4 protein-coding genes are annotated in these 1,896 nt (G+C 35.9%); all 4 read left to right on the forward strand.

Translation table 11 applies throughout. From position 1 onward, the window contains the following. Nucleotides 1–136: 136 nt before the first annotated feature. Complete coding sequence (locus tag HRT72_09315) at nt 137–1,231, forward strand: sigma-70 family RNA polymerase sigma factor (protein ID NQY67903.1); 1,095 nt, start codon at nt 137–139, stop codon at nt 1,229–1,231. 11 nt (nt 1,232–1,242) lie between these two features. Further along, complete coding sequence (locus tag HRT72_09320) at nt 1,243–1,422, forward strand: hypothetical protein (protein ID NQY67904.1); 180 nt, start codon at nt 1,243–1,245, stop codon at nt 1,420–1,422. Beyond that, nucleotides 1,397–1,645: a hypothetical protein gene (locus HRT72_09325; protein ID NQY67905.1), complete on the forward strand. Its 249-nt coding sequence runs from the start codon at nt 1,397–1,399 to the stop codon at nt 1,643–1,645. The genes HRT72_09320 and HRT72_09325 overlap by 26 nt, the downstream gene beginning before the upstream one ends. Then, on the forward strand, nt 1,638–1,896 hold a 259-nt coding region (locus HRT72_09330; GenBank protein NQY67906.1), incomplete at its 3' end, for a hypothetical protein. The genes HRT72_09325 and HRT72_09330, both read left to right, overlap by 8 nt.

Genomic DNA, 1,896 nt, shown 5'->3' on the forward strand with positions numbered 1-1,896 from the left:
GGGGAAGCCCCTTGTCGTTCTATTGGTATTCGCAGGGCACTTTTTCTTTTTTGCCTGGGGCGTTATCTTCTTCTTAATTGGAGAAATAATCATAAGTAAAATGAAGAAGTCAGATAAAAAAACGGAGGGTTAAACCATGCCAGTTATTACGTGTCATAACGAATGCTGTAGTAAAAATTTTAAGAGTAGGTCTCGAAAGAGAAAGTTCTGCTCTCACGAGTGTTACAACATTCATAAAAAATCTAACCCAAAAGATTACCAAGAAGGGAAGTTTAAAAAAGGACAAAAATCTTGGAATACTGGTTTGAAGAATACCAAAGTTGGTAGCTTCATGATACGTAAGAAAACATTGAAGACTGGAAACATCAAAAGACTTAGGTTTGTAAATGCAGGTAGTGATGATAAAGGATTGGCCAAATATCTTCGAAATGATAAGGTTGTTTGGGAAGAGGCAAATGGCCCAGTTCCTTCTGGATATGTAATCTATCATAAAGATGGTAGAACTCTCAATGACAGTTTAGATAATCTTGAATGTATTCCTTTTGGAGAAGCGATAAGTAGATACGCAGCTCTTAGAGAAAATGTTTATGACCTTAAAAATAAGGGGCACGTCAAGAAGCTCATAAAAGGATGTTTGGTCAATGATAGAAGAATTCAAAAAATTCTGTTTGAATTGAACTACGACAGGTGCATGGGAATTGCAATGAGATATGCGAAAGACAAAGACACTGCTCAAGACATATTGAGTGACGGATTCATCAAAATATTTGAAAATATTAGCAAGTATACGATGAAAGGAAGTTTCGAGGGATGGATAAGTAGAATCATGGCAAATACTGCCATTGATTACACCAGAAAGCAAAAGAACACCTTTGTAATGGACACAGCCGATATGGCCTTTTTTGATGGCATGTCAGAAGAAGACAAAGGTTTTGAAATAAATGAAGATGAGGTAAAAGGAATTCCAGTTGATTTAATAATGGAACAAATCCAAAAGTTATCTCCATCTTATAGAGCTGTTTTCAACATGCATGTGTTTGAAGAAATGTCTCACAAGGAAATTGCCGAGAAATTGGAAATCTCGGAGGGTACATCAAAATCAAATCTATCGAAGGCCAGACAGAATTTGAGAAAAAATGTGGCAATATTATTAGGACGTGAAGAAATAAGACAAAACGAAGTCATGAGTCAATATTTACAGTATGACAGAGAGATGGATATGGCTGTCTAAATTTAGAATTAATGAAAGAAGTTGTTTTAACAGAGGAGATGTTCTATGCGATGGTGCATGGAAAATCAGCAGAAATTAATGATACCATGGTTTCAATACCAGAGAACTCGGAGCTAAAGTTCATAGATGTGATTGAGCAGAAGCTGGTAAAAGAGTATGGACTTGATGGGACGCAAGAAGAAGAAAAATAGCGCACCACAAAGGAAGCTTGACCTTCATGGAGAATCTCATGCAGATGTCGATAGGCTTGTTGAAAACTATGTGTTCCTGACGGAGTATCCTCACGACATCATAACAGGGAACTCTGGAGAGATGCATCGAATCGTTAAAGCTGTGCTTGATAGGCATGGCTTTAAGTATGAAATAGGAGATAACAACAATAAAGGTTACATAAGAATAATAGGATATGAATAATGATATAGATAAACTGTACAGAATAGTGCAGGATAAATTTGACATTACAGAAGAGCAAATTAAATCCCCCATAAGAGTTAGGGGATTAGTCGATATAAGAAGGATAATATCAATCGTTCTTTTGAATAATACAAGAATGAATCTTGAAGAAATAGGAGAAGTGATTGGCAGAGACCATTCAAATGTTTCCCACTATAAAAAGACTACTGAAGGGCTGTTTGAAACAGAAGAAAAATTAAGAAAATCATTTA

The sequence above is a fragment of the Flavobacteriales bacterium genome, assembly GCA_013214975.1.
Taxonomy (GTDB): domain Bacteria; phylum Bacteroidota; class Bacteroidia; order DT-38; family DT-38; genus DT-38.